At 69.2% G+C, this 26,782-nt stretch carries 23 protein-coding genes and 1 tRNA gene; 11 read left to right on the top strand and 13 right to left on the bottom strand.

All coding sequences use genetic code 11. The features are described 5' to 3' along the window. The first annotated feature begins 42 nt into the window (after positions 1-42). Positions 43-1,722, top strand: a complete 1,680-nt coding sequence (locus tag ACZ6AA_RS13235) for a protein kinase domain-containing protein (protein WP_471457988.1) — start codon at positions 43-45, stop codon at positions 1,720-1,722. Positions 1,723-1,864: 142 nt separating this feature from the next. Here the strand turns inward: ACZ6AA_RS13235 and ACZ6AA_RS13230 are convergent, their stop codons facing one another. Together ACZ6AA_RS13230 and ACZ6AA_RS13225 are read right to left on the bottom strand one after the other, a co-directional pair. Next, entirely contained in the window at positions 1,865-3,427 is a 1,563-nt protein-coding gene (locus ACZ6AA_RS13230; RefSeq protein WP_471457986.1) for a hypothetical protein, read from the bottom strand. A 213-nt stretch (positions 3,428-3,640) separates the two neighbouring features. Continuing rightward, a complete protein-coding gene (locus ACZ6AA_RS13225) occupies positions 3,641-3,769 on the bottom strand; it encodes a DLW-39 family protein (protein WP_003999697.1) in 129 nt (42 codons plus the stop codon). Between the two features lie 348 nt (positions 3,770-4,117). On the opposite strand from ACZ6AA_RS13225, the gene ACZ6AA_RS13220 reads away from it, so the two are divergent. Next, positions 4,118-4,450, top strand: a complete 333-nt coding sequence (locus ACZ6AA_RS13220) for a DUF6344 domain-containing protein (protein WP_468453912.1) — start codon at positions 4,118-4,120, stop codon at positions 4,448-4,450. 464 nt (positions 4,451-4,914) lie between these two features. Here ACZ6AA_RS13220 and ACZ6AA_RS13215 read toward each other — a convergent pair. The 9 genes from ACZ6AA_RS13215 to dnaA form a co-directional block, all read right to left on the bottom strand. Then, positions 4,915-4,988 (bottom strand) — tRNA-Ile (locus ACZ6AA_RS13215). 186 nt (positions 4,989-5,174) lie between these two features. Continuing rightward, positions 5,175-5,924, bottom strand: coding sequence for a DUF3566 domain-containing protein (locus tag ACZ6AA_RS13210; protein WP_468453910.1), 750 nt, complete (start codon positions 5,922-5,924; stop codon positions 5,175-5,177). A 19-nt stretch (positions 5,925-5,943) separates the two neighbouring features. Next, positions 5,944-8,532: a DNA gyrase subunit A gene (gene gyrA / locus ACZ6AA_RS13205; protein WP_468453908.1), complete on the bottom strand. Its 2,589-nt coding sequence runs from the start codon at positions 8,530-8,532 to the stop codon at positions 5,944-5,946. 73 nt (positions 8,533-8,605) lie between these two features. Beyond that, positions 8,606-10,717 (bottom strand): DNA topoisomerase (ATP-hydrolyzing) subunit B, encoded by a 2,112-nt coding sequence (gene gyrB, locus ACZ6AA_RS13200; RefSeq protein ID WP_468453906.1) that lies wholly within the window; start codon positions 10,715-10,717, stop codon positions 8,606-8,608. Between the two features lie 285 nt (positions 10,718-11,002). After that, positions 11,003-11,587, bottom strand: a complete 585-nt coding sequence (locus tag ACZ6AA_RS13195; protein WP_468453904.1) for a DciA family protein — start codon at positions 11,585-11,587, stop codon at positions 11,003-11,005. Beyond that, positions 11,584-12,708: a DNA replication/repair protein RecF gene (gene recF / locus ACZ6AA_RS13190; protein WP_468481472.1), complete on the bottom strand. Its 1,125-nt coding sequence runs from the start codon at positions 12,706-12,708 to the stop codon at positions 11,584-11,586. The genes ACZ6AA_RS13195 and recF overlap by 4 nt, the downstream gene beginning before the upstream one ends. 93 nt (positions 12,709-12,801) lie before the next feature. Next, positions 12,802-13,686 carry a phosphogluconate dehydrogenase (NAD(+)-dependent, decarboxylating) gene (gnd, locus tag ACZ6AA_RS13185; protein ID WP_468453900.1) on the bottom strand — a complete coding sequence of 295 codons (885 nt, stop codon included), beginning with the start codon at positions 13,684-13,686 and terminating at the stop codon, positions 12,802-12,804. A 132-nt stretch (positions 13,687-13,818) separates the two neighbouring features. Further along, positions 13,819-14,949, bottom strand: a complete 1,131-nt coding sequence (gene dnaN / locus ACZ6AA_RS13180) for a DNA polymerase III subunit beta (RefSeq protein ID WP_468453898.1) — start codon at positions 14,947-14,949, stop codon at positions 13,819-13,821. A 952-nt stretch (positions 14,950-15,901) separates the two neighbouring features. Beyond that, positions 15,902-17,851: a chromosomal replication initiator protein DnaA gene (gene dnaA / locus ACZ6AA_RS13175; RefSeq protein ID WP_468481471.1), complete on the bottom strand. Its 1,950-nt coding sequence runs from the start codon at positions 17,849-17,851 to the stop codon at positions 15,902-15,904. Between the two features lie 375 nt (positions 17,852-18,226). On the opposite strand from dnaA, the gene rpmH reads away from it, so the two are divergent. The 9 genes from rpmH to ACZ6AA_RS13130 all read left to right on the top strand — a co-directional run bounded on the left by rpmH (position 18,227) and on the right by ACZ6AA_RS13130 (position 25,200). Next, positions 18,227-18,364 carry a 50S ribosomal protein L34 gene (gene rpmH / locus ACZ6AA_RS13170; RefSeq protein ID WP_016644655.1) on the top strand — a complete coding sequence of 46 codons (138 nt, stop codon included), beginning with the start codon at positions 18,227-18,229 and terminating at the stop codon, positions 18,362-18,364. A gap of 20 nt (positions 18,365-18,384) precedes the next feature. Continuing rightward, positions 18,385-18,756 carry a ribonuclease P protein component gene (gene rnpA, locus ACZ6AA_RS13165; protein ID WP_078619017.1) on the top strand — a complete coding sequence of 124 codons (372 nt, stop codon included), beginning with the start codon at positions 18,385-18,387 and terminating at the stop codon, positions 18,754-18,756. After that, positions 18,753-19,112, top strand: coding sequence for a membrane protein insertion efficiency factor YidD (gene yidD, locus ACZ6AA_RS13160; protein ID WP_468453893.1), 360 nt, complete (start codon positions 18,753-18,755; stop codon positions 19,110-19,112). The genes rnpA and yidD overlap by 4 nt, the downstream gene beginning before the upstream one ends. A 3-nt stretch (positions 19,113-19,115) precedes the next feature. Beyond that, positions 19,116-20,456 carry a membrane protein insertase YidC gene (gene yidC / locus ACZ6AA_RS13155; RefSeq protein WP_468453891.1) on the top strand — a complete coding sequence of 447 codons (1,341 nt, stop codon included), beginning with the start codon at positions 19,116-19,118 and terminating at the stop codon, positions 20,454-20,456. 14 nt (positions 20,457-20,470) lie between these two features. Next, on the top strand, positions 20,471-20,986 hold the full coding sequence (locus ACZ6AA_RS13150) for a Jag family protein (RefSeq protein ID WP_030357764.1): 516 nt from the start codon (positions 20,471-20,473) through the stop codon (positions 20,984-20,986). Positions 20,987-21,085: 99 nt separating this feature from the next. Beyond that, the gene (gene rsmG / locus ACZ6AA_RS13145; protein WP_289948484.1) at positions 21,086-21,802 is read left to right on the top strand and encodes a 16S rRNA (guanine(527)-N(7))-methyltransferase RsmG; all 717 of its coding nucleotides are present in this window, start codon (positions 21,086-21,088) and stop codon (positions 21,800-21,802) included. A 262-nt stretch (positions 21,803-22,064) separates the two neighbouring features. After that, positions 22,065-23,141, top strand: coding sequence for a ParA family protein (locus ACZ6AA_RS13140; RefSeq protein ID WP_468454301.1), 1,077 nt, complete (start codon positions 22,065-22,067; stop codon positions 23,139-23,141). Then, the gene (locus tag ACZ6AA_RS13135; RefSeq protein ID WP_468453889.1) at positions 23,138-24,256 is read left to right on the top strand and encodes a ParB/RepB/Spo0J family partition protein; all 1,119 of its coding nucleotides are present in this window, start codon (positions 23,138-23,140) and stop codon (positions 24,254-24,256) included. Before ACZ6AA_RS13140 ends, ACZ6AA_RS13135 begins: the two co-directional genes overlap by 4 nt. Positions 24,257-24,582: 326 nt before the next feature. Continuing rightward, complete coding sequence (locus ACZ6AA_RS13130; protein WP_468453887.1) at positions 24,583-25,200, top strand: GNAT family N-acetyltransferase; 618 nt, start codon at positions 24,583-24,585, stop codon at positions 25,198-25,200. 84 nt (positions 25,201-25,284) lie between these two features. Here ACZ6AA_RS13130 and trxA read toward each other — a convergent pair whose 3' ends face one another. Together trxA and trxB are read right to left on the bottom strand one after the other, a co-directional pair. After that, positions 25,285-25,617: a thioredoxin gene (gene trxA, locus ACZ6AA_RS13125; protein WP_030357769.1), complete on the bottom strand. Its 333-nt coding sequence runs from the start codon at positions 25,615-25,617 to the stop codon at positions 25,285-25,287. A 48-nt stretch (positions 25,618-25,665) separates the two neighbouring features. Further along, on the bottom strand, positions 25,666-26,628 hold the full coding sequence (gene trxB, locus ACZ6AA_RS13120) for a thioredoxin-disulfide reductase (RefSeq protein WP_468453885.1): 963 nt from the start codon (positions 26,626-26,628) through the stop codon (positions 25,666-25,668). Positions 26,629-26,782: the final 154 nt, after the last annotated feature.

Here is a 26,782-nt window from a genome sequence, read left to right as displayed (position 1 = left end):
CGGGCCGCTGCCGGGCGGCCCGGAAGGGGAGCGGGCACGACCATGGGTGAGGTCTTCGCCGGGCGGTACGAACTCGTCGACCCGGTCGGACGCGGGGGAGTGGGCGCCGTATGGCGTGCCTGGGACCATCGCCGCCGCAGATATGTGGCGGCCAAGGTGCTTCAGCAGCGCAACGCTCACACTCTGTTGCGTTTCGTGCGGGAGCAGGCACTGCGGATCGACCATCCGCATGTGCTCGCTCCCGCCAGCTGGGCCGCCGACGACGACCAGGTCCTGTTCACCATGGAGCTGGTCACCGGCGGCTCGCTCGCCCACGTCATCGGTGACTACGGACCGCTCCCCGCCCACTTCACCTGCACCCTCCTCGACCAGCTCCTCTCCGGCCTCGCCGCCGTGCACGCGGAGGGCGTCGTGCACCGCGACATCAAGCCCGCCAACATCCTCCTGGAGGCCACCGGCACGGGGCGGCCGCATCTGCGCCTGTCGGACTTCGGCATCTCCATGCGCAAGGGCGAGCCACGGCTGACCGAAACCGACTATGTGGTGGGCACCCCCGGATACTTCGCACCCGAGCAAATGATGGGCGCCGAACCGGACTTCACCGCCGACCTCTTCGCCGTCGGCCTCGTCGCCCTGTACCTCCTGCAGGGCGCCAAGCCCGACGCCAAGGCCCTGATCGAGCACTTCGCGGCCCACGGCACCCCCGGAGCGCCGCAGGGCGTGCCCGAACCGCTGTGGCAGGTCATCGCCACCCTCCTGCAACCCGACCCGCAGGCGCGGTTCCGCACCGCCACCGGTGCCCGCAAGGCGCTCACCTCCGCCGCCGAGATGCTGCCCGAGCCCGGGCCCGACGACGAGCTCGTCGAGATCTTCGACCAACTCGCCCCGCTGCCCACGGGTTTCGGCCCCGACGGCCCCCTCACCCGCGCCCCTCAACCACCCCCGTCCCAGCCACCACCCCCCACGCTGTCTCCCACCTCGTCCTCAGCCTCCGCCACGCCACTCCCACCCGCGACCCAGCCCTCCGTGGGCCAGCCGTCGACGGGCCAACCCTCCTCCACTGGCCAACCACCCCTGGCCCAGCCCTCCTTGGGGCAGTCCTCCTTGGGCCAGCCCTCGTCGGGGCAACCCTCGTCCGTCGGCTCGGCGCCCCACCATCCCGTACAACCGCCATCACCCCCCGCGCACCCCCCGATGTCGGAGACCGGCAGCTTCCACCTCCCCCCACCGATTCCGCCCCACCAGGCGCCACCCCCACAACCCGCGCAACCACCCACTCCCCCCACACCGACCCCGCTTCCGCTCCCGACCGAGCTCCCAACCACACCCCCCACACCCACTCCGACCCCGATCCCCACTCCGCCCCCGACCCCGGCTCCACCCCCAATCCCGGCACCGCCCCAGACCCAGACCCCAGCCCCGACCCCCTTACCCGCAGCCACCCCAGAGCCCGTTCACGCCTCGGCCGCATCCCCCGCCCCACAGCGCGCTTACGCTCCTACTTCTCCATACACCGCTCAGCCCCATCAGGTTCCATCCCTCGGCACACCAATTCCGGCCCCGCTCCCGGAACTTCAGCCAAGGGGCCGAGCGCAGCGCCGCCACGCTGCGGCCGCCGTGCGCGCGGCGCGCCCCGGGCCGCCCGTGAAGGTGGCCCTGCCGATGCTGCTGGCCGCGCTGGCCTGCTTCGCGGTGGGTTTCTGGGCCCTCACCCGCATCTGACGGACCGTACGAAACCCCCTGCGGCCGGACCGAGCGAACCGGCCAAGCCGACGGGACCGACCGAGCCGGACACTGCAGGCCGGATACAGATCAGGTCGGACACAGATCAGGTGGGACGCCGATCAAGCCCGCCCTGCACGGATCAAGCCGAGACCCGGCCGAGCCGCCGCCGAGCCACAGCGCGCCACACCCCAAGAACGGCGAGCAGTACCGTCCCCGTGCCGAACCCCGCTGCCGCGAGCACCTTCATGGCCGTATCGCCCTCGGAAGCGGCCGCCGAGCCGCCAGGGCCGGGCTCGCGCCGGGCGGAGCCACCCCCTCCGGCACCGTTCCGCGCCGCGTCCTCGTCGCGCTCCGTGACGCCGAAGCCGTCCGCGGGACGCGGCACCCCGGCGTACGCGGGCGCCGGCCGCCGCTCACCGGCGACACCCACCCGCAGGGTCAGCCCCGTCTCGGCCGCGCCGAACCGCCGGGCGACGTCCGGGTCGAGGTGCACCACGAGGTAGTACCACCCCGCGATCCGCACCCCGGAGGTCCGGTCGAAGGGCGCGTAGCGGTTCTCGTACGCGACGGGCGGCAACGGGGACAGGGCCATCGACTTCTGTCGGCCGTCGTACGGGACGTCGGAGTCCGCGACGGGCCCGCGCACCGGGTTGAACAGCTCCATGATCAGCGCGGGCGCCACGAAGTCGCCGCTCCGGGTGCCGCTGCCGAGTTCCAGGGTGACCGAGAGGCGCTGTCCCCAGTCGACGGGCACCCGGTAGAACCGCGTCTGCCCGGCCCGGACACGGTCACCCCACACGCCCCTGCCCAGCGCCCTGGCCGTACCGAAGCTGCTGCCGCCCGCGCGGGGCAGCGGGGCCCCGGCGGGGGGCTGCTGCTGCGGGGCGGAGTCCGTGTCCTGCGGCGGGGTGGTCGACCCCGCCTTGGCCAGAGCGGGCTCGGAGGCGACGTACAGCTCCAGATCCCAGTCCTCCGGAGAGGACGGTTTCTCCGGGGTGGACGACACCGGCGACCTGGAGTTGGTGGTCCGCTCGACCACTACGTAGTACGTCCCTGCCGTCTGGCACTTCTTCTGGTCCGCGCCGAGCTGCCGCTTCGCCGATGCGGTGAGCGGCCGCGGGCTCTGCGAGGAGCCGATCCGCGCGGACCCCAGGTCACAGGTGAAGCCGTCGGCGTCCTGCACGGACAGCTTGATGCCGTCGGCGAACACGACCCGGCCGCGCGGGCCCGGCAGCGCGGTCACGGAGACGTAGGCGCTGTCCTTGGCGTTGAGCTCGAGCCGGTAGTAGAGCTCGCTGCCGGTGGAGCCGGTACCGGCGGAAGACCCCGATGAGCCGCTCCTGGGGGACGCGGACGCCCCGGACGACTCCGACGCCCCAGACCCCCCTGAGGCTCCGCCCTCCGAAGCCCCGGGATGCCCGATGGCGCTCCTGTAGGTCGCCCCCGGCACCAGCATCCGGCTCCCTGCCGTACTCGTAGCACCGTCGACGTCCTTCACGTCACTGTCGAAGGCGTACGGATCGGGGCTCTCGTCGACGGCCGTGTGCGCGGGCCGAGCGAAGGCCACGCCGCTCCCGGCCCAGCCGCCCGGCAGCGTCACCGCACACAGCACGGCGCCCAGGACCGCACCGACCGCAGACCGACCGCCCCGGCCTCGCCACATCACGCCGCTCTGCACCTCACCCTCCACCGATTTGCTCAAGCAAGGAATGAAATTGCGCAAGTGAACCAAAGAGGTGACGCCGTCGAGGTCACGCCGGGGGCAACCGGCCCGCCCGGGACCGCACGGTCCTCGTACACGCGTGGGAGAACCCTCGCCACCCGGCAGAACAAGCGGGACAAAAGACTCCCGGGACAGCACAGGGCCCCGACCGCTCAAGCGACCGGGGCCCTGTGGCGAGACTGCTGTCGATACTCACGAACCCGTGGGCACGGAGTCAGTCGCCTCCGTCCACAGATCCTGCTCGGCGCGATCCGCCTGGATCTGGCGGTACACGAGGAGCCCGCCGATGGCGGCCAGTGCGACCAGGAGAAGCTTCTTCACCGCGCGACCTCGTCTTTCCTTGACGTAGGGGACTTCTGGCGCCCGACTATACACACCGCCCGATACCGATCGGTGACCTGGATCCCGCCCCGTTCACGGCCCCAACTCCCGGCCCGATCACCGCAGTAGAAGCGGATCGCCGAGCTCCGCCCGCGCTCCGGCCACTGTGATTTTCGCCGCCCTTGCCCCATTTCCCGGCCTCTCCCTGGCCTCCTCGGGCCGCTTGCACCCATCCGAGTGGTGTTCATCAGAACATCGACGCGGCGCGGGCGTCGGTCCCGCACTTCCGGCCCGGCATACACATCATGAGGAAAGTACGCAAATCGCCCAACCTGAATGTGAGGGGCCATGACCGCCACCAAGGCCATGAAGCTGTGGACCGCACTCGTCACCGCGGTGCTCGCACTGTTCGCCACGCTGGGACTCACTTCGACCGCCACGGCGGCCGCCCCGGCACACCGGGCCACGACCACGTGCGAAAGCACCACGAGCCCGACGGCTCCCTTCGCGGCCCTCTGGCAGGCGGCATACGAACGCTCCTTGCCCCCCACCATGAAGCAACGCATCCGCGCCGAGGCCCACGGCTCCACACCGAGCTGCCGCCACCTGCCGACGACGGACGCGGAAGACCAGAACGACCCCCAGACCCCACCGGCAGACCACCTCGCCGCGGAGCCGTAACCACCACGGCGCCCTAGCCGCAGGCACCCCGTACAGACGAGCAGACCCCCAGCCCACGCCGGCTGGGGGTCTTCTCGTGCGGGCTGCGAAGCACCCGTGCTGTGGACATGCGAAGAGGGCGCCTCCCGCTCGGGGGAGACGCCCTCTCAGTGGTCGTGGCTCTCGTCAGGAGGACGCCGAGGGGATCCCTACGTCCTCTACGGCAGGTACGACAGCCTTGCCGTCTGCAAGGAAGAAGGACTCCGGGGAGAACTCCACGGCCGGTGGCGGGCCTGGCAGTGCTACGACAACAGGCCCTTCGACGTACAGCTCTGGGTGAAGTACCGGTGACCATCCGAGCGATGCCTGGGGCTCGCCGGCGCTGAAGGGTTACGGGACAGTAGCGGGACAACAGGATCATCAAATGCAGAAAGCCGGTAGATCGTGGAGATCTACCGGCCTTCTCACTTGGCCTTAGGCCGCTGTGGGGCTAACAGGATTTGAACCTGTGGCCTCATCCTTATCAGGGATGCGCTCTAACCAACTGAGCTATAGCCCCGCCGCGCTCTTCGGGTTCGCCCCGCGCGCTGACCACTGAAGATTAGCGCACGTCCGGGCCAGTCCCAAAATCGATAGATGCCGAGGGGCCGAGCGCACCGCCGGCGCGCCCCGGGCACGGACCAGGAAGGCCCGGGAACGGCCCCCCTGCCGCCCCCCGAACGTCCCCCAAGGCCCAGGGGCCCGCCTACTCGTCCTCGGCCAGCGTCAGCTCGATCCCGCCCACGAAGCCCGCCGACAGGTTGTAGATGAACGCGCCGAGGGTCGCGAGGGCCGTCGCGAGGACGACGTCGATGACCGCGATGATCGACGTGAAGATCAGTACGCGCGGGAGCGAGAGGAAGGCCTGGAGGTCGAAGCCGTTGGACTCGTTCGAGCCGGTGGCCTCGGAGATCGTGCCGCCGACCGTGGAGAAGACGCCCATCGCGTCCATGACCATCCACAGGACGGCCGCCGCGACGATCGTGCAGATGCCGAGGGCGATGGAGAGCAGGAAGCTGACCTTCATCACCGACCACGGGTCGGCCTTGGCCACCCGCAGCCTTGCCTTGCGCGTGCGCGGGGTGGTGCGCGCCCCGGTGCGGGGACGCCGCACGGCGCCCGCGGGTGCGGCCTGGTAGGCCTGCGGCGGGTGGTACGGCTGGTTGTTCTGCTGCGGCTGCCGCTCGCCGGGAAGCGCCCCGGAGGCGCCGTCCCCGGCGCGCTTGCCGGCGGCCCGGCTTCCGGACGCACCGTCCCCGGCCTGCCCCCCAGCAGCCCGCGTACCGGCGCCCCCACCCTCGGTGTCCGTGCCCGTCCGGCCTCGGGTGTCCGTCACAGTCCCCCCCTGGGATCCATGAGACTCATGCGAGTCGGGTGCGTCAGTGGCGGAGCCACGGGCACCTTCCGTGCCGGTTCCACTCGTCCCGGCGGATCCGGCGCCCGTGGCTCCACTCACGATGACTTCACTCCTCGCGCTACTCGGCCGGGGACTCGGTGCCCTCGTCCGTGCCGACCACCGGCTCGCCGTCGGACGACTCGTCGACGTCGCCGTCGACTTCCTCGGCCTCGCGCCCGGCCTCGGCATTACGTGCGATGCCGACCACGGCATCGCGCTTGCCCAGGTTGATCAGTTGGACGCCCATGGTGTCACGGCCCGTCTCCCTGACCTCGTTGACTCGCGTACGAATCACACCGCCGGACAGGGTGATGGCGAGGATCTCATCGGTCTCCTCCGTCACCAGCGCGCCGACGAGCTCACCGCGGTCCTCCACGATCTTGGCGGCCTTGATGCCGAGGCCACCGCGGCCCTGGACGCGGTATTCGTCGACGGCGGTCCGCTTCGCGTACCCACCATCGGTGGCGGTGAAGACGAACGTACCGGGCCGGACCACATTCATCGAGAGCAGTTGATCGCCGTCGCGGAAGCTCATGCCCTTGACGCCGGAGGTCGCGCGGCCCATCGGGCGCAGCGCGTCGTCGGTCGCCGTGAAGCGGATCGACTGTGCCTTCTTGCTGATCAGAAGCAGATCGTCCTCGGCCGAAACCAGTTCGGCACCGATCAGTTCGTCGTCCGAACCGTCGTCCGTCTCGCGCAGATTGATGGCGATGACGCCGCCGGAGCGGGGCGAATCGTAATCCTTCAGAGGCGTCTTCTTGACCAGACCTGCCTTCGTGGCGAGGACCAGGTAGGGCACCGCCTCGTAGTCGCGGATCGCGAGGATCTCGGCGATCTGCTCGTCCGGCTGGAAGGCGAGCAGGTTCGCCACGTGCTGGCCGCGGGCGTCGCGTCCGGCGTCGGGCAGCTCGTAGGCCTTCGCGCGGTAGACGCGGCCCTTGTTGGTGAAGAACAGCAGCCAGTGGTGCGTCGTCGACACGAAGAAGTGGTCGACGATGTCGTCTTCCTTGAGCTTCGTGCCGCGCACGCCCTTGCCGCCGCGCTTCTGCGAGCGGTAGTCGTGCGTCTTGGTGCGCTTGACGTAGCCACCACGGGTGATCGTGACGACGATGTCCTCTTCGGCGATCAGGTCCTCGATGGACATGTCACCGTCGAACGGCACGAGCGCGGAGCGGCGGTCCTCGCCGTACTTGTCGACGATCGCGGCGAGTTCCTCGCTGACGATCGAGCGCTGCTTCTCGGGCGAGGCCAGGATCGCGTTGTACTGGTTGATCTTCTGCTGGAGCTCGTCGTGCTCCTGGACGATCTTCTGGCGCTCCAGGGCGGCGAGCCGGCGCAGCTGCATCTCGAGGATGGCGTTCGCCTGGATCTCGTCGATCTGCAGCAGGCCCATCAGGCCCTCGCGCGCGACGTCGACGGTGTCGCTGCGCCGGATCAGCGCGATGACCTCGTCGATGGCGTCGAGCGCCTTCAGCAGACCGCGCAGGATGTGCGCGCGCTCCTCGGCCTTGCGCAGCCGGAACTTCGTGCGCCGGACGATGACTTCGATCTGGTGCGAGACCCAGTGGCGGATGAACGCGTCGAGCGAGAGCGTGCGCGGCACCCCGTCGACGAGCGCCAGCATGTTGGCGCCGAAGTTCGTCTGCAGGTCCGTGTGCTTGTAGAGGTTGTTCAGTACGACCTTGGCGACGGCGTCGCGCTTGAGCACGATGACGAGTCGCTGGCCGGTACGGGACGACGTCTCGTCGCGGACGTCGGCGATGCCGCCGACGCGGCCGTCCTTGACCAGGTCGGCGATCTTCTGCGCGAGGTTGTCCGGGTTCGTCTGGTACGGGAGTTCGGTGACCACCAGGCACTGGCGGTTCTGGATCTCCTCGACCTCGACGACCGCGCGCATCGTGATGGAGCCACGGCCCGTGCGGTACGCCTCCTCGATGCCCTTGCGGCCGACGACGAGGGCGCCGGTCGGGAAGTCGGGGCCCTTGATGCGCTCGACGAGGGCGTCGAGCAGCTCCTCGTGCGAGGCCTCGGGGTGCTCGAGCGCCCACTGCGCGCCCGCGGCGACCTCGCGCAGGTTGTGCGGCGGGATGTTGGTCGCCATGCCGACCGCGATGCCCGCCGAGCCGTTGATCAGCAGGTTCGGGAAGCGGGACGGCAGGACGGTGGGCTCCTGGGAGCGGCCGTCGTAGTTGTCCGTGAAGTCGACGGTCTCCTCGTCGATGTCCCGGACCATCTCCATGGACAGCGGCGCCATCTTGCACTCGGTGTAGCGCATGGCGGCGGCGGGGTCGTTGCCCGGGGAGCCGAAGTTGCCGTTGGAGTCCACCAGCGGCATCCGCATCGACCACGGCTGCGCGAGGCGGACCAGCGCGTCGTAGATCGAGGAGTCGCCGTGCGGGTGGTAGTTGCCCATGACGTCGCCGACGACGCGGGCGCACTTGTAGAAGCCCTTCTCGGGCCGGTAGCCGCCGTCGTACATCGCGTACAGGACGCGGCGGTGGACGGGCTTGAGGCCGTCGCGGACGTCGGGCAGCGCGCGGGACACGATGACGGACATCGCGTAGTCGAGGTACGAGCGCTGCATCTCGGTCTCGAGCCCGACGGGCTCGATCCGCAGCGTCTGGCCTTCGTCGTCCTCGGGCGTGGTGGGGTTGTTCTCGTCGGCCATGGCCGGTCAAGATCCTTTCGGTGCGGTCAGCAGTCAGTAGTCGGCAGTCGGCGACTTCGAGTGCCTGACCGGCTCAGATGTCGAGGAAGCGGACGTCCTTGGCGTTGCGCTGGATGAACGAGCGGCGCGCCTCGACGTCCTCGCCCATGAGGACCGAGAACAGGTCGTCGGCCTGCGCGGCGTCGTCGAGCGTGACCAGGCCGAGCACCCGGTGCTCCTGGTCCATGGTCGTGATGCGCAGCTCCTCGGCGTTCATCTCACCGAGACCCTTGAAGCGCTGGACCGAGTCCTCGCGGATGCGCTTGCCGTTCTGGCGGCCGAGCTCGATGAGCGCGTCGCGCTCGCGGTCCGAGTACGCGTACTGGAAGTCGTCCCGGGACCACTTGATCTTGTACAGGGGCGGGCGGGACAGGTAGACGTGCCCGGCCTCGACGAGCGGCCGCATGAAGCGGAACAGGAACGTCAGGAGCAGGGTGTTGATGTGCTGGCCGTCGACGTCGGCGTCCGCCATCAGGATGATCTTGTGATAGCGGAGCTTCTCGATGTCGAAGTCCTCGTGGACTCCGGTGCCGAAGGCCGAGATCAGCGCCTGGATCTCCTGGTTCTGCAGGATCTTGTCGACGCGGGCCTTCTCGACGTTCAGGATCTTGCCGCGGATGGGCAGGATGGCCTGGTACTGCGGGTTACGGCCGGACTTGGCGGAGCCACCGGCGGAGTCACCCTCGACGATGAAGATCTCGCACTTCGTCGGGTCGTTCGACTGGCAGTCGGAGAGCTTGCCCGGCAGGGACGCGGTCTCCAGGAGGCCCTTGCGGCGCGTGAGGTCGCGCGCCTTGCGGGCGGCCACGCGCGCGGTGGCGGCCTGGATGCCCTTGCGGATGATGTCCGCGGCCTCGTTCGGGTTGCGGTCGAACCAGTCCGTCAGGTGCTCGTGCACGACCTTCTGGACGAAGGTCTTCGCCTCGGTGTTGCCGAGCTTCGTCTTGGTCTGGCCCTCGAACTGCGGCTCGCCGAGCTTCACCGAGATGATCGCGGTCAGACCCTCGCGGATGTCCTCACCCGTGAGGTTGTCGTCCTTCTCGCGGAGCAGCTTCTTGTCGCGCGCGTACCGGTTGACGAGGCCGGTCAGCGCGGCGCGGAAGCCCTCTTCGTGGGTGCCGCCCTCGTGCGTGTGGATGGTGTTGGCAAAGGAGTAAACGCCTTCGCTGTACTGAGAGTTCCACTGCATCGCGATCTCGACCGAGAGCATGCGCTCCTTGTCCTCGGCCTCGACGTCGATGACGGTCGGGTGGACGACCTCGCCCTTGCGGGAGTTGAGGTACGTCACGAAGTCGACGATGCCGCCCTCGTAGTGGTACGTGACCGTGCGGACCTCTTCGACGGTGTCGTCGCTGGCCTCGGCGGAGTCGGCGCCCGCCGTGGCCTTCGCGGACTCCCGCTCGTCGGTCAGCTTGATCGTCAGGCCCTTGTTGAGGAAGGCCATCTCCTGGAAGCGCCGCGCGAGCGTCTCGAAGGAGTACTCGGTGGTCTCGAAGATGTCGCCGTCGGCCCAGAAGGTGACGGTCGTGCCCGTCTCCTCGGTGGCCTCGTGCCGCTCCAGGGGGGCCGTGGGGGCACCGCCCTTGTAGTCCTGCGTCCAGCGATAGCCGTCGGTCCTGATCTCGACGGACAGCTTCGTGGAGAGGGCGTTCACCACGGAGACACCCACGCCGTGCAGACCACCGGAGACGGCGTACCCGCCGCCGCCGAACTTGCCGCCCGCGTGCAGCACGGTGAGCACGACCTCGACGGCCGGCTTCTTCTCCACGGGGTGGATGCCCACCGGGATGCCGCGGCCGTTGTCGATCACGCGTACGCCGCCGTCGGCGAGGATCGTGACGTCGATGGTGTCGGCGTGGCCGGCCAGGGCCTCGTCCACGGAGTTGTCGACGACTTCCTGGACCAAGTGATGCAGACCACGCTCACCGGTCGAGCCGATGTACATGCCGGGCCGCTTGCGGACCGCGTCCAGACCCTCGAGGACGGTGATGGCGCTGGCGTCGTACGACGAGGCGCCCTCTCCGGAGGTCGCGGCGGCTGCCTGCGTCTCCGGGGGGACCTCGCCGGCGGCGCCGGCGGCAGTGGACGGGATGTTCTCGTTGGGGTTGCCGGAATCGGCCACGAAGCGCCCTTTCTGGCACAGCACAAGCCAAGCTCCCGGCGCTCGCCGGAGCGGCTGCGGCGTGTTGCGTTGGTAAGCCTGGTTCAGCTCTTGCTCAGCTTCTCCCGTCGCTCCCCACGCTTGGGGCGGGATTAGCTTCCAGTCTACCGGTAGCGCTGACAGTGATGGGGGTTTGCCGGTGCCTGAGTCCGCATGTGCCGCCCTGAACCGGCATCAGCCGACTCCCCATATGCGGCCCCGGGGTCCCAGAGGCTCACAGCGGCACTCAGCGCTTCGGGAGGTCAACCACCAGCTACGGTCCGGATCACGTCATCCGTAGGTGTCGCCGGGACCCGTGCTGCCGGGGGCGCGCAGGGGTCCGAAGCGGTGCGCGGGGCCCCCGGGACCGAGCACCTTGATGATGCGTACGGTGCCGTGGCCCAGGTCCTCGTTGAGGCGCGCGACCAGCTGCGGAGCCAGCAGGCGCAGGTTCGTCGCCCAGGCCGTGGAGTCGCACTGCACGGTCAGGACCCGCTCGTTCTCGTCGTACCGCTGCGGTACGCAGTGCTTGGCCAGGTCGTCGCCGACGATCTGCGGCCAGCGGCCCATCACACCGCCCACGGCGGCCGGGGTCTCCCAGCCGCGCTCGGTGATGAGGCGGTTGATGGCGGAGCCGAGGGGCAGCGGGTCGCGCCCGTCCGCCCGCGCGCCGGAGCGCAGTCCGCCGCGGCGGGCCTGCTTCTTCTGCTGCGTCGCGTCCCCTCGCGCGCGTGCCTGCTCCTTGGCGGCGCGCAGGGCGACGCGGGCGAGGTCCACGCCGGAGGGCTCGGGGGTCTTGGGGGCGTCCGGGGCGGCGGGCGCGTGCGCGGTCTCGCCCGTCTTCGGGGCGTCGCGTTCCGGCTCCTTGCCGGTCATACGCGCTCCACCGCGCCCTCGGCCACGGAGTACCGCACGCCCGTCAGGACGCCCGGCACGTCGTCGTCCACGGCCGCCGTCACAAGGACCTGCTCGCCGGGCGCCACCAGCTCCGCGAGCCGTTCCCTGCGGCGCGCGTCCAGCTCGGCGAAGACGTCGTCGAGGACGAGCACCGGCTCGTTGCCCTCGGCCCGGAGCAGGTCGTACGAGGCGAGGCGCAGCGCGAGGGCGTACGACCAGGACTCGCCGTGGCTCGCGTAACCCTTCGCGGGAAGCTGGCCAAGTTTGAGCAGTAGTTCGTCGCGGTGCGGCCCGACCAGCGTCACGCCCCGCTCGATCTCCTGCTTGCGGGCCTCCACGAGGGCGGCGGTCAGCTGCTCGTACAGCTCCTCGCGCGCGTGGCCGACGATTTCAGGCGAGGAGGGTTTGTAGTCGAGCGCCACGGGGCCGCCGCCGGGCGCCAGCTGCTCGTACGCCTTGTCGGCCAGCGGCTGGAGCGCGGAGATCAGGTCGAGGCGCTGGGCGAGCAGCTCGGCGCCCGCGCGGGCGAGGTGCTGGTCCCACACGTCGAGTGTGGACAGGTCCATGGAGCGGCCGCCGTGGCGGCGGGCGAGGGCGGCCGACTTCAGGAGGGTGTTGCGCTGCTTGAGCACGCGGTCGTAGTCGGAGCGGACGCCCGCCATGCGCGGGGAGCGCGCGGTGATCAGCTCGTCGAGGAACCGCCGCCGCTCCCCGGGATCGCCCTTGATCAGCGCCAGGTCCTCGGGCGCGAACAGGACGGTGCGCACGATGCCGAGCACGTCACGGGGCCTGACCTGCGAGGACCTGTTGATGCGGGCGCGGTTGGCCTTGCCGGGGTTCAGTTCGAGCTCGATGAGCTGCTGGCGCTCGCCCTGCCGGACGGCGGCCCGGATGACGGCGCGGTCGGCGCCCATGCGGACCAGGGGGGCGTCCGAGGAGACCCGGTGGCTGCCGAGGGTGGCGAGGTAGCCGACGGCCTCGACGAGGTTGGTCTTGCCCTGGCCGTTCGGGCCCACGAACGCGGTGACGCCCGGGTCGAGCGGGACCTCGACCCGGGCGTACGAGCGGAAGTCGGCCAGCGACAGATGCGTGACGTGCATGGTGTGCGCCGACCTCCCCCGGCCTACTTCACTTGCTGTCGGTCCCTCGCCGCTCCACACAGGCTGTGGACAAGGAACCGTACGGGCTGTGGATCAGTGCTCGCTCTTGGACTCGACCGCGTGGCCGCCGAACTGGTTGCGCAGCGCGGCGATCATCTTCATCTGCGGGGAGTCCTCCTGGCGCGAGGCGAACCGGGCGAACAGGGACGCGGTGATCGCGGGCAGCGGCACGGCGTTGTCGATCGCCGCCTCCACCGTCCAGCGGCCCTCTCCGGAGTCCTGCGCGAAGCCGCGCAGCTTGTCCAGGTGCTCGTCGTCGTCGAGGGCGTTGACCGCGAGGTCGAGCAGCCAGGACCGGATGACCGTGCCCTCCTGCCAGGAGCGGAAGACCTCACGGACGTCGGTGACCGAGTCCACGGCCTCCAGGAGCTCCCAGCCCTCGGCGTAGGCCTGCATCATCGCGTACTCGATGCCGTTGTGGACCATCTTCGCGAAGTGGCCCGCGCCGACCTTGCCCGCGTGCACGGAGCCGAAGTCGCCCTCCGGCTTGAGCGCGTCGAAGACCGGCTGCACCTTGGCGACGTTCTCCTTGTCGCCGCCGTACATCAGCGCGTAGCCGTTCTGCAGGCCCCAGACGCCGCCGGAGACGCCGCAGTCGACGAAGCCGATGCCCTTGGCCGCCAGCTCCTCGGCGTGCTTCTCGTCGTCCGTCCAGCGCGAGTTGCCGCCGTCCACGACGACGTCGCCGGGCTGCAGGAGCTCGCCGAGCTCGTCGATGGTGGACTGCGTCGCGGCTCCGGCCGGGACCATCACCCACACGACGCGCGGGCCCTTGAGCCTGCCCACAAGCTCTTCGAGGCTGTGGACATCCGCGAGGTCCGGGTTGCGGTCGAATCCGATGACGGTGTGGCCTGCGCGGCGGATGCGCTCGCGCATGTTGCCGCCCATCTTGCCGAGACCGACGAGACCGAGCTCCATCAGTGCGTTCCTAACTAGCGATGTGGCGTGAAGGCACGTCGCCGCCGCTCGTCGTCGAGCGGCATACGTACCCGCGGCACTTTCGTACCCGCGTCCGAGCCTACGCCCGGACGCGGCCACACACCTGTGGGCTCAGCCGCTCAGACGTACGGGCATGATCAGGTACTTGTACGCGTCGTCGGACTCGGCGTCGAGGGCGGGCTTGCCGCTCAGGAGCGCGGGCTTCGTGGACGTCGTGAACGAGAGCTGGGCGACCGGGGAGTCGATCGCGCTCAGGCCGTCGAGCAGGAACGTCGGGTTGAAGGCGATCGAGACGTCGTCACCCTCCAACTGGGCGTCGACCCTCTCCACAGCCTGTGCGTCGTCGCTGGAACCGGCCTCCAGGATGAGCACGCCCTGCTCGAAGCTGAGCCGCACCGGCGTGTTCCGCTCGGCGACGAGGGCCACACGCTTGACGGCCTCCACGAAGGGGGCCGTTTCGATGACGGCGACCGAGTTGAACTCGGTCGGGAACAGCGAGCGGTACTTCGGCAGGTCGCCTTCCAGCAGACGCGTGGTCGTGCGACGGCCCGCGCCCTCGAAGCCGATCAGGCCCTCGCCCGCGCCGGAGCCGGAGAGCGCCAGGGTGACCGTGTCGCCGCTCGTGAGGGCCTTGGCGGTGTCCTGGAGCGTCTTGGCGGGCACAAGGGCGACCGCGGAGGCCTCCGGGTCCTCCGGCTTCCACAGGAACTCGCGGACCGCGAAGCGGTAGCGGTCAGTGGACGCCAGGGTGACCTTGTCGCCCTCGATCTCGATGCGCACACCCGTGAGCACCGGGAGGGTGTCGTCGCGGCCCGCGGCGATCGCCACCTGGTTCGCGGCGGCGGCGAAGACCTCACCGGGGACCGTGCCGGTCGCCGTGGGCATCTGCGGCAGCGCCGGGTACTCCTCCACAGGGAGGGTGTGGAGTGTGAATCGCGAGGAGCCGCAGACCACCGTCGCCCGTACACCGTCTGTGGAGATCTCCACCGGGCGGTTGGGCAGGGCGCGGCAGATGTCGGCGAGCAGACGGCCGGAGACGAGGACCGTGCCCTCCTCGTCGACCTCGGCGTCCACGGAGACACGGGCCGAGACCTCGTAGTCGAAGCTGGACAGGGAGAGGGCGCCCTCCTCGGCCTTCAGCAGCAGGCCCGCGAGGACGGGCGCTGGCGGCCGAGCCGGGAGGCTGCGTGCCGCCCACGCCACCGCCTCCGCGAGTACGTCGCGTTCCACCCGGATCTTCACTTAGCCGCCCTCCTGCTGTTGCTGGCACTGGGGACCAGTCTGACGCACCGCACTGACAGCTGGTGCCCGTCGGGGTCAAGTCGTGCCGAGAGGTCGCCGAGGGCCGGGCCGCGAGTTGTGCACAGCCCCAACTTCGAAACGGATTCCCAGGTGACTCTAGGGGGCAGTAGTAGTAGGGCCTGTGGAAACCGTGGATAACCGCGAATCCGCAGGTCAAAGCCCGTTTTTTGTCCACCGGTCCTGTGGGCGGCGGCGGTGGACAACCCGGTGAATCTGTGGACGGGCGAAAGTTCTGCACACCCGATGCACAGGAGGCGGGTACTTCTCCCCAGCCCTGTCCCCAGCTTTACCCAGCTTCCCCACAGGCCAACCCGGCACCTTTGTGTGACGCCTTTCACTCGTCCCGGTGAGAGGGCGCGTCGCGTTGCCGAACAGTGGACAGCCCTGTGGGGAAGCTGGGAAAAGCTGGGGACAACAGGGCCGATCCTGTGGGCCGCCGGTGGACAACTTCCGACCGGCCCTGTGGACACGATCTTCATCCACAGTCTGTGGAGAATGTTCGTCCACGAATCCACAACCATCTGACCTGGCCTGATGGTCATTCAGCAGGGTCCCCTGTGGACACGATCTGGACAACTCTCCAGTCCCCAGGGTGTGGAAGGCGCAAAGGCCACAGATCTGTGGAGAACGTGCTCGCGCCGAGCCGTATTCGAACGGCAGGTGTCGGGGAGGTCGCGGTCGCAACGAGCTTTTCGTCGTGCACAGCTGTGGGTACGCGCGCGTGGGCGCTGTTTCTGCGCGTCTGAGCAGCCCCGGACCTGCGCGTCTGGGCAGCCCTGGACGCGCGCGTGTGGATCGCACATGGACCGCGCGTGGACAACGAAAAGGGCGCTCCGGGACATGCTCCGGAGCGCCCTGAGGCCGCGTAAGAGGTCGCCTAAGGCCTTGGCTGTCAGCCGTTCTTGATGCGGTTGGTCAGCTCGGTGACCTGGTTGTAGATCGAGCGGCGCTCGGCCATCAGCGCGCGGATCTTGCGGTCGGCGTGCATCACGGTCGTGTGGTCGCGGCCGCCGAACTGGGCGCCGATCTTGGGCAGCGACAGATCGGTCAGCTCCCGGCAGAGATACATGGCGATCTGGCGTGCCGTCACCAGGACCCGGCTGCGCGAGGATCCGCACAGGTCGTCCACCGTGAGGCCGAAGTAGTCCGCGGTCGCCGCCATGATGGCCGTCGCCGTGATCTCCGGGGCCGCGTCCTCGCCGCCAGGGATCAGGTCCTTGAGGACGATCTCCGTCAGGCCGAGGTCCACCGGCTGCCGGTTGAGCGACGCGAACGCCGTGACCCGGATCAGCGCGCCCTCCAGCTCGCGGATGTTGCGCGAGATGCGGGACGCGATGAACTCCAGGACCTCCGGCGGGGCGTTGAGCTGCTCCTGCACCGCCTTCTTACGAAGGATGGCGATACGGGTCTCCAGCTCCGGCGGCTGGACGTCGGTGATCAGACCCCACTCGAAGCGGTTGCGCAGCCGGTCCTCCAGAGTCACCAGCTGCTTGGGCGGCCGGTCGCTGGACAGCACGATCTGCTTGTTCGCGTTGTGGAGCGTGTTGAACGTGTGGAAGAACTCCTCCTGCGTCGACTCCTTGTCCGCGAGGAACTGGATGTCGTCGACCAGCAGGATGTCCATCTCGCGGTACCGCTTGCGAAAGCTGTCGCCCTTGCCGTCGCGGATGGAGTTGATGAACTCGTTGGTGAACTCCTCGGAGCTCACATAGCGCACGCGCGTGCCGGGGTACAGGCTGCGGGCATAGTGCCCGATGGCGTGCAGCAGATGCGTTTTGCCGAGTCCCGACTCCCCGTAGATGAACAGCGGGTTGTACGCCTTGGCGGGCGCCTCGGCCACCGCGACCGCGGCCGCGTGCGCGAACCGGTTCGAGGCACCGATGACGAAGGTGTCGAAGAGGTACTTCGGGTTCAGGCGCGCCGTGGGCTCACCGGGACCCGTCGCCGGCGCGGGCTGCGCGGCCAGCGGACCGGGGGCGCCGCTCGACGCGGGCAGCGGGGTGCCGCCCCGGCCCACGGGGCCGCCGTGCCCGCCCTGTCCCCCGTGCCGCCCGGTGCCGCCGTGCTCGCCGGAGCCCGCGCCGCCGGACGGGTCGGGCATGCCGTGCCGGTCCCGGCGGTCGTGCCGGTCCTGCTGCTGGCGCTCGGGGAGCTGCTGGTCGTAGGGCCCGCGGTCCTGCGGGGGCTGCGGGCGGTAGTCGTGCTGGGGCTGCTGCGGCGGGTTCGCGTACGGGTCGCGCTCGGGGTAGCCGAGGCGGGGCTGCTGCCAGCCGTAGTCGTCCTGGGGCTGCTGCGGCCAGGCGCCGGGGCGCTGGTAGTCCGGGTAGGCGGGGCGGGCCGTCGGGAGCTGGTCGGGGCGGCCGCCGTGCTCGTCGGCGGGGCGGCGGCCGTAGCCGTCGTAGGTGTCATGCCCCTGACCGGAGGGGGTCTGCTCCTGGTCCTCGTACCGCGGCGGGCGCTCCTCGTACCGGGAGGACTGGTCCTCGTACCGGGACGGCTGCTCCTCGTACCGCGGCTGCTGCCGGGGCTGCTGCTGGACGGGGGGTGCCGGTGGGGTCGGCTCGCCCACGGAGTCGTCGACCGTGATGGCGATGCGGATCGGGCGGCCGCACTCGCGGCTCAGCGTCTCGCTGACGACGGGGGCGAGACGGCCCTCCAGGACGCCCTTGGCGAACTCGTTCGGCACCGCGAGGAGGGCGGTGTCGGCGACGAGGGCCAGCGGCTGGCACCGTTTGATCCAGTGCTCGTCCTTCGCCTCGACCCCCTGCCCCCGCCCTTCTCCGAGAAGTTGTTCCAGAACCCGTGGCCACACTGCGGCAAGATCGGCAGGTACGTCAGCCACAGGGCACGCTCTCTCACAGGTCCCACGAAGGTGTGGTTCTTGGGACGGGTAGGGACGGAAGTCGACAGGGGCGGGGGGAAGGGAACGAAACGGAGTTCAGCCACGGTAGTCAGGGCGACGGGTGCGGTTCAAGTTGTTGTCCACAGGCTGTGCACAGTGTCTCTCCATGACGGCTGGTTTGACCGGATGGCGTAGCCCCGCGTACCGTAACCAGGTCGAGTTGTCGATGGCTGCTGCCGCCTGCCTCCGATGGGCAAAGATCACGATCTGTGATTGTGAAGCGGTGCACTCGGTGCGTATGCGAGCTTCTCGTGGGCGCACGGTGACAGCCAGGCGATGTCCCGCCACCACACACATCATTTCTGGAGCCCCCGAGTGAGCAAGCGCACCTTCCAGCCGAACAACCGTCGTCGCGCGAAGACCCACGGCTTCCGGCTGCGGATGCGCACCCGTGCCGGCCGCGCCGTCCTGGCGTCCCGCCGCAGCAAGGGTCGCGCCCGCCTGTCCGCCTAAGCGCATTAGGTCATGACGTCGTGCTGCCTACCGAGCATCGGCTGAGGCGGCGCGAAGACTTCGCGACCGCGGTACGACGGGGTCGTCGGGCCGGACGCCCGCTTCTCGTCGTCCATCTACGTAGCGGTGCAACGGACCCGCACGTGTCGGGGGAGAGCCTTCCCCCGACACGTGCGGGTTTCGTCGTCAGCAAGGCCGTGGGTGGAGCCGTGGTCCGCACCGCGGTCAAGCGCAGACTCCGCCACCTCATGCGCGACCGACTGGCCTCGTTGCCCCCCGGTAGCCTGGTAGTCGTACGAGCGTTGCCCGGCGCGGGCGACGCCGACCATGCACAGCTGGCCCGAGACCTGGATGCCGCCCTTGAGCGGCTGCTGGGAGGGGGCGCGCGATGAAGTACCCGCTGCTGGCGCTGATCAAGCTGTACCAGTGGACGATCAGTCCACTCCTCGGCCCAGTCTGCAAGTACTACCCGTCGTGCTCCCACTACGGCTATCTGTCCATCGATCGGCACGGCGCGGTCAAGGGCACAGCGCTCACTGCCTGGCGCATTCTGCGGTGCAATCCGTGGTCGCTCGGCGGTGTCGATCATGTACCGCCGCGCAAGCGCCCGCGGTGGCACGAGATGCTGCGCGCCGCCTGGCGCGAACGCAAGGGCGGGCCCTCCGCCGCTGGCGTGCCGTCCGGAGACCTTCCCCCGGCTCCCACGAGCCCGGCCGCCGAGACCCCGTCCCATGCTCAAGGAGCTTGATTAGTGGACACGATTGCCGGTTTCTTCAGCTTCATCACGACACCCGTCTCCTGGGTCATCGTGCAGTTCCACAAGCTGTACGGTGCGATCTTCGGCCCGGACACGGGCTGGGCCTGGGGCCTGTCGATCGTGTCTCTGGTGATCCTGATCCGCATCTGCCTGATCCCGCTCTTCGTGAAGCAGATCAAGGCGACCCGGGCCATGCAGACGCTGCAGCCCGAGATGAAGAAGATCCAGGAACGCTACAAGAGCGACAAGCAGCGTCAGTCCGAAGAGATGATGAAGCTGTACAAGGAGTCGGGTACCAACCCGCTCTCCTCGTGCCTTCCCATCCTGGCGCAGTCCCCGTTCTTCTTCGCGCTGTACCACGTGCTCAACGGCATCGCGTCGAACAAGAAGGTCGGCGTCATCGACCAGCAGCTGCTCGACAGCGCTCGTGACGCCCACATCTTCGGTGCCCCGCTCGCGGTGAAGTTCACGGACAGCGCCGACAAGGTCGCCTCCCTCGGTGCCTCGCTGACCGATGTGCGCGTCGTGACCGCGCTCATGATCATCCTGATGTCGGCGTCGCAGTTCTTCACCCAGCGCCAGCTGATGACGAAGAACGTGGACACGACGGTGAAGACGCCGTTCATGCAGCAGCAGAAGATGCTGATGTACGTCTTCCCCATCATGTTCGCCGTCTTCGGCATCAACTTCCCCGTCGGTGTCCTCGTCTACTGGCTGACCACCAACGTGTGGACCATGGGCCAGCAGATGTACGTGATCCGGCAGAACCCGACCCCGGGCTCCAAGGCCCAGGCGGCATACCTGGAGCGCCTGCAGAAGCACGTCGCGGAGGCCAAGAAGACCCGCAGCCGCGGCCAGGCCCGCGCCATCAAGGCCATCGTCGCCAAGGGCCGCGACCGCAACGAGTACGAGCGCAAGTTCATCAACGGCCTGAACAAGGCGGGTCTCGCAGCCCAGGCGGACGGCACCGTGGTGGTCAGCGACACCGTCACCACCACCGAGGACGGCGCCCCCGCCACCGGTGGCGCGCCCAAGCGGCAGCAGCCCAAGCGCCAGAGCAAGGCCAAGCGCCAGGCCGCCCCGACCGCCGGAGCCGCGAAGACGGACGCGGAGCCCGGGGACAAGACCTCGTTGACCAAGTCCGATGACGGTTCCGCCACCTCGGCCACCAAGGACTCGTCCGGGGAGCCCAAGGACGCCGCGGCCAAGGACGCGGGGAACAAGGGCAAGCCCGGCGCCTCCGGTGGTCAGCAGCCCGGCCAGGGCACCCGCAGCAAAGCCAAGTCCGGGCAGCGCAAGGGCCAGCAGCGGCCCAAGCACCCGTCCAAGAAGTAGAAGGAGTCCATCCCGTGACGGAAGGCACCACCACCTCCGCCGCTGCTGAGGCAGGCGACACCATGACCCGCCTTGAGCAGGAGGGGGAGATCGCGGCGGACTACCTCGAGGGTCTGCTGGACATCGCCGACCTCGACGGCGACATCGACATGGACGTCGAGGCCGACCGAGCCGCCGTGTCGATCATCAGCGACGCCGGCAGCCGCGATCTGCAGAAGCTGGTCGGCCGCGACGGCGAGGTCCTGGAGGCGCTCCAGGAGCTGACCCGCCTCGCGGTGCACCGCGAGACCGGCGACCGCAGCCGCCTCATGCTGGACATCGCGGGCTACCGCGCGAAGAAGCGTGAGGAGCTGTCCGAGCTCGGGGCCAACGCCGCGGCCGACGCGAAGAGCTCCGGCGAGCCGGTGAAGCTCAAGCCGATGACGCCCTTCGAGCGCAAGGTCGTGCATGATGCGGTCAAGGCCGCCGGCCTGCGCAGCGAGTCCGAGGGCGAGGAGCCCCAGCGCTTCGTCGTGGTCCTCCCCGCCTGATCACACGCGTTTCCCCCGGCCCCGTCTGTCCGCAGACGGGGCCGGTCTTTGTCAGCCTGATAGTCAGCGAACCCAGTGCGGTACGGAAGGACGGTCCCCGTGACGGAGGCAGCGGAGCTCCCCCCGGCGCCGGAGCAGGCGCGGACAGTTTTCGGCGAGCGGTTCCCGGACGCGGTCCGTTATGCGGAGCTGCTGGCCGAGACGGGAGTGCAGCGTGGCCTGATCGGCCCCCGCGAGGTTCCCCGGCTGTGGGAGCGGCACCTGCTGAACTGCGCGGTGCTGTCCGAGGTGGTCCCCGAGGGCGTGACGGTGTGCGATGTGGGTTCCGGCGCCGGGCTGCCCGGTATCCCGCTCGCCCTGGTCCGGGAGGACCTGAAGATCACGCTGCTTGAGCCGCTGCTGCGTCGCACGAACTTCCTGACCGAGGTCGTCGAGCTTCTCGGGCTCGACCATGTGACGGTCGTCCGGGGCCGCGCCGAGGAAGTCCTCGGCAAGCTGCCGCCCGTCCATGTGGTGACGGCACGGGCCGTGGCCCCGCTGGACCGGCTCGCGGGCTGGGGTGTGCCGCTGCTGCGTCCGTACGGCGAGATGCTGGCCCTCAAGGGCGACACCGCCGAGGAAGAGGTCAAAGCGGCGGGCGCTGCCCTGAGCAAGCTCGGTGCGGAGTCCGTCTCCGTCGTACAGGTGGGCGAGGGCGTGGTGGATCCGCTGTCCACCGTGGTGCGGGTCGAGGTCGGGGAGAGCCCGGGTGGTGTGCGCTTCGCGGCCAAGCGGGCCAAGGCCGCACGCGTGGGGCGGACGCGGCGCCGTCGCTGATCCGTCCTGACGACGAGCCGTACTCCACAAAAGCTGTCAAACGTACGCATACCGGGGTGTCGCACCAGCGGCACCCCGGTCGCCGTGCATCGTGTTTCACGTGAAACGTCGCTCACTGCTGCATGGCATCATCAGCCGCGGCCGCGCTGCGGAACCCCGGGAACGCCGACCGCTTGGTTCCCTCGATAAGGGCACGGAGTTGTCCACAGAGGGGGACTCGTCCACAGAAGACCGGGCCTCGCTGGTTCACGACCCCGAAAGCATGGGAGGCTCTGTTCATTGCGAGCCTGAAGTCGAGGAGAGTGAATCCTTGCGGTCCGACGCCAACATCGCGGGACCGATGACCGATCCGGTCCCCGGTCCCCGTACCGAGTCGGCGGGGGAGGATGTTTCACGTGAAACACCGAGCCCGATGGACGACACCCCCATTGGTCGTGCCGCCCAGCTGGCGGTGGAAGCCCTGGGCCGTGCAGGCGAGGGCCTGCCGCGACCGGATCAGACCCGAGTCATGGTGGTCGCCAACCAGAAGGGTGGGGTGGGCAAGACGACGACAACCGTCAACCTTGCCGCTTCGCTCGCTCTGCACGGCGCGCGCGTTCTGGTGATCGACCTCGATCCGCAGGGCAACGCGTCCACGGCCCTCGGTGTCGACCATCACGCCGAAGTCCCCTCCATCTACGACGTGTTGGTCGAGAGCAAGCCTCTCTCCGAAATCGTCCAGCCCGTCCCCGACGTCGAGGGCCTCTTCTGCGCCCCTGCGACCATCGATCTCGCGGGTGCGGAGATCGAGCTGGTGTCCCTGGTGGCACGGGAGAGCCGGTTGCAGCGGGCGATCCAGGCCTACGACCAGCCGTTGGACTACATCCTCATCGACTGCCCGCCGTCGCTGGGGCTGTTGACGGTCAACGCTCTGGTCGCCGGCGCGGAGGTACTGATCCCGATCCAGTGCGAGTACTACGCACTGGAGGGCCTGGGGCAGCTCCTGCGCAACGTCGACCTGGTGCGCGGGCACCTCAACCCGCTGCTGCATGTGTCGACCATCCTGCTCACCATGTACGACGGCCGGACCCGGCTGGCGTCCCAGGTGGCGGACGAGGTGCGCAACCACTTCGGCGACGAGGTGCTGCGCACGAGCATCCCGCGCTCCGTGCGTATCTCCGAGGCGCCCAGCTACGGCCAGACCGTGCTGACCTATGATCCGGGCTCCAGCGGTGCCCTGTCGTACTTCGAGGCGGCACGCGAGATCGCCCTGCGCGGAGTCGGCGTGCGCTACGACGTGCAGCATGCCCACGCGGGCAACCAGAACGAACAGCAGAACATGACGGAGGGGATGCAGTGAGCGAGCGACGGAGAGGGCTGGGCCGTGGCCTCGGCGCTCTGATCCCTGCGGCTCCTACGGAGAAGTCGGCGGCCCCCGCCGCGGGTGGAGGTTCCACCTCGCCCTCGGCCGTGCCGGTGCTCACGGCTGAGCGAGGTGTGGCGGCCGCGAAGGTGGCCTCCCTTCCCCAGCACCCCGTTTCCCAGGAAACGGACGAGCCCGCCAACGGCACCGTGGCCGAGGAGCCGCTGCGCCCGGCCGGAGCGCACTTCGCGGAGCTTCCCCTCGACTCCATCAAGCCCAACCCGCGACAGCCGCGCGAGGTGTTCGACGAGGACGCCCTCGCCGAGCTGGTGACCTCCATCAAGGAGGTCGGTCTCCTCCAGCCCGTCGTCGTACGGCAGTTGGGACCCGCGCGCTACGAGCTCATCATGGGCGAGCGGCGCTGGCGGGCCTGTCGTGAGGCGGGTCTGGAGCGCATCCCGGCGATCGTGCGGGCGACGGAGGACGACAAGCTCCTCCTGGACGCGCTTCTGGAGAACCTGCACCGCGCCCAGCTGAACCCGCTGGAAGAGGCCGCGGCCTACGACCAGCTGCTCAAGGACTTCAACTGCACGCACGACCAGTTGGCTGACCGCATCGGGCGTTCGCGTCCGCAGGTCTCCAACACGCTGCGGCTCCTCAAGCTCTCGGCGACAGTGCAGCGCCGGGTCGCCGCCGGTGTTCTCTCCGCGGGCCATGCCCGGGCACTGCTGGCCGTGGAGGACCCGGAGGAGCAGGACAGGCTCGCCCACCGCATCGTGGCCGAGGGGCTCTCGGTGCGTGCCGTGGAGGAGATCGTGACCCTGATGGGGTCGCGGCCGCAGAGCAAGCCCAAGGCGAAGGGCCCCCGAGCCGGCACGATCCTCTCCCCCGCTCTGACCGGTCTGGCCACGCGCCTCTCCGACCGGTTCGACACCCGGGTGCGTGTCGATCTGGGCCAGAAGAAGGGCAAGATCGTCGTCGACTTCGCCTCCCTGGAGGACCTGGAGCGCATCCTCGCCACGCTCGCCCCGGAGGAGGGTCCGGTGCTCAGGAACGGGCTCGCCGAGGCCGAGGCTGAGGCCGAGAACGCCTCGGAGGACGAGCAGGACTGAGGCTCATGAGGCCGTAGGACGAAGTGTCCTGAAGTCTGTGAGAGCAGGTCGTGTCCGGTGTGTGCCGGAACACGGCCTGCTCTTTCCTTTCTTACGGTTTCGGCGCAATCGCATCGTGGATACGATGCGATCGGGTACGGCGCATCCACCTGACGGCACCTCTTAGGGGAGGCAGGGGCCATGCGATCGGTGAGCCGCACAGGACTGGTGACCGCCGGGCTCGGGCTCGGAGCGGTTGGTGGTTTCGTCGGCAGCCTGCTCCGGGAACGGAGCGCACTGACAGCCGCTCGTGGCGCCGCGAGCGAAGGAAGTGAGGAACCGCCTTCATGGGGCGACGGCTCGTACCGCTCACGCTGGACAACCTTCCGGACCTTCCCAAGCGTTGTCGCACGTGTGTCTTCTGGGAGCTGGACCCGGTCAGCGGCCAGGCCGCGGTAAAGGCCGGTACGCCGGAGCTGGAGAAGGAGGCGTGGATCTCCGCCGTCCTGCTGGAGTGGGGGTCCTGCGGCCGAGTGGTCTACGTCGACGACGTGCCCGTGGGGTTCGTGCTCTACGCACCGCCCGCGTATGTGCCGCGCTCGACCGCCTTCCCCACGAGCCCCGTCTCACCGGACGCCGTGCAGCTGATGACCGCGTGGATCATGCCGGGTTATCAGGGGCAGGGCCTCGGTCGCGTCATCGTGCAGACCGTCGCGAAGGATCTACTGCGCCGGGGGTTCAAGGCCATCGAGGCGTTCGGCGACGCGCGCTGGGAGAAGCCGGCCTGTGTGCTGCCCGCGGACCATCTGCTGGCCGTGGGCTTCAAGACGGTACGCCCGCACCCCTCCTATCCGCGGCTGCGGCTGGAGCTGCGGACGACGTTGTCGTGGAAGGAAGACGTCGAGCTGGCCATCGACCGGCTCCTCGGTGCGGTCCAGAAGGAACCGGCGCTGCGGCCGCTGTAGCCAAACGAATGGGCCAACCCCGTGGGGTTGGCCCATTCGTGTTTCACGTGAAACATCGCCTGCCGCCATCGCGGCACACTCCGACTACTCGGCGATGAAGTCTTCCAGGTCGCGCACGAGGGCGGCCTTCGGCTTGGCGCCGACGATGGTCTTGGCGACCTCGCCACCCTGGTAGACGTTCAGGGTCGGGATCGACATGACGCCGTACTTGGCGGCCGTCGCGGGGTTCTGGTCGATGTTGAGCTTGACGATCTCGATCTTGTCGCCGTGCTCGGCGGCGATGGCCTCGAGGGACGGCGCGATCTGGCGGCAGGGGCCGCACCACTCGGCCCAGAAGTCGACCAGTACGGGCTTGCTGCTCTTGAGCACGTCCTCCTCGAAGGAGGCGTCAGTGACGTGCTTCAGGGTTCCGGCCACAGGGGGCTCCTAACTTGGTACTGCGGTGGGGCTGGCGGGGTCAGTTGGTCAGACAGTCGCGGTGGCAGCGTTCTCGCTGTCCACGGCGGCGGCGAGGAAGCGCTCGGCGTCGAGAGCGGCGGAGCAGCCGGTGCCCGCCGCCGTGATCGCCTGGCGGTACGTGTGGTCGACGACGTCACCGGCACCGAAGACACCGGAGAGGTTCGTCCGGGTCGACGGCGCGTCGACCTTCAGGTAGCCCTCGTCGTCCAGGTCCAGCTGGCCCTTGAAGAGCTCGGTGCGCGGGTCGTGGCCGATCGCGATGAACAGACCGGTCACCGGCAGCTCGGAGGTCTCGCCCGTCTTGAGGTTGCGCAGGGTGAGGCCGGAGAGCTTCTGGTCGCCGTGGATCTCGGCGATCTCGCTGTCCCAGATGAACTTGATCTTCGGGTCGGCGAAGGCGCGCTCCTGCATGGCCTTGGAGGCACGGAGGCTGTCGCGGCGGTGCACCACGGTCACGGACTTGGCGAACCGGGAGAGGAAGGTGGCCTCCTCCATCGCCGTGTCACCGCCACCGATCACCGCGATGTCCTGGTCCTTGAAGAAGAACCCGTCGCAGGTCGCGCACCAGGAGACACCGCGTCCGGAGAGGGCGTCCTCCCGGGGCAGGCCCAGCTTGCGGTGCTGCGAGCCCGTCGTGACGATGACGCTCTTCGCGCGGTGGACCGTGCCCGCCGTGTCCGTGACCGTCTTGATCTCACCCGACAGGTCGACGGAGACCACGTCGTCGGGGACGAGCTCGGCACCGAAGCGCTCCGCCTGGGCCCGCATGTTGTCCATGAGGTCGGGGCCCATGATGCCGTCCCGGAAGCCCGGGAAGTTCTCCACATCGGTGGTGTTCATCAGCGCACCGCCCGCGGTGACGGCACCTTCGAACACCAGGGGCTTCAGCGAGGCGCGCGCGGTGTAGAGCGCCGCCGTGTAGCCGGCGGGCCCGGAGCCGATGATGATCACGTTACGGACGTCGGTCACGGCTTGATTCCTCGTCTCTGGGGACTACTGCGTACTGCCGGGGGCCTGTCTCAGGACTCTCACCCCACCCAACGGATCCTACGGGGCGAGCATTCCCCACGTGTCCGAGCACACGGAAGGAGCGTGTGCTCGGGGAGCGAGAAGGGGGCCCGGC

The sequence above is a fragment of the Streptomyces sp. NPDC040610 genome (genome assembly GCF_055594065.1).
The sequence above is the reverse complement of the archived record's forward strand: the minus strand, read 5'-3'. Positions and strand labels throughout refer to the sequence as shown.